Raw genomic sequence first — 1,035 nt, 5'->3', positions numbered from 1 at the left:
CCGCTAAACTCGCGGAAGCCGCAATCATTCTTGTTGATCAGGCTCTCAAGGGAAAAGCCATTGATATTCCCGGCGCAGTTCTCGCTGACGGCGATCTTAAAGAAATCGGCAATACCGGCAAAAAATATGTAAAAGCTTATCTGTTAGATCCTATTCTTGTTACCAAAGATAATCTTGGTGTCATGGTTGACGCCGGATTCTATGATGACAGACTTGATCGCGGTATCCTGTTGAAAAACTAGTTTAAATTATATTACCCGGTTGTTTTAAAACAGCCGGGTATTTTTTTTATCTTTAAATCTGACTTCTATACGAAGGATCTATGAGCGAATATATACTGGAAATTCAAAACCTCACCAAAGAATTCCCCGGTGTTAGAGCGCTTGAAAATGTAAATTTAAAAGTTAAAAAAGGTGAGATTCATTCCTTGTGCGGAGAAAACGGAGCGGGCAAGTCCACGCTTATGAGCTGTATCTCCGGCGTATATCCAAGAGACAGTTACGAAGGCAAAGTTTTTTACAAAGGACACGAAACCAATTACCACAGCGTTAAAGACAGCGAACATGAAGGGCTTGCAATTATTCATCAGGAATTGGCGCTTAGTCCCTATTTATCAATTTATGAAAATATGTTCCTAGGACACATGGAAACAACATTCGGCATAATCAACTGGAACAAATATATAAAAGAATCAAAAAGTTATTTAAAAACAGTAGGCTTGCATGAACCGCCCGAAACAATCGTAAGCAAGTTGGGCGTTGGAAAACAGCAGTTGGTGGAAATCGCCCGCGCTCTATCCAAAAAAACGGAGTTGCTCATTCTTGATGAGCCGACTTCCTCGCTTAACGACGATGAGAGTGAAAAGCTCCTTGACCTGATACTTGAATTTAAACGCCAAGGTATTACCTCGGTGCTAATTTCCCATAAATTAAACGAAGTTTTAAAAGTTGCAGATACTGTAACAATTTTACGCTCTTCCCGTCGGCAATCATATTATTCAGTATCCCGTAAATCTCGGTTTTAGCGCCGACATCA

At 40.4% G+C, this 1,035-nt stretch carries 2 pseudogenes; both read left to right on the top strand.

Annotated elements, in window-relative coordinates:
* Positions 1–242 (top strand): annotated as a pseudogene (locus tag ACYVTD_RS13795) (hypothetical protein); the annotation flags it as partial.
* An 80-nt stretch (positions 243–322) separates the two neighbouring features.
* Positions 323–1,003 (top strand): annotated as a pseudogene (locus tag ACYVTD_RS13790) (ATP-binding cassette domain-containing protein); the annotation flags it as partial.
* Positions 1,004–1,035: the final 32 nt, after the last annotated feature.

This window comes from Treponema sp. R6D11 (assembly GCF_054786075.1).
This window is presented reverse-complemented; position numbering and strand designations above follow the sequence as displayed.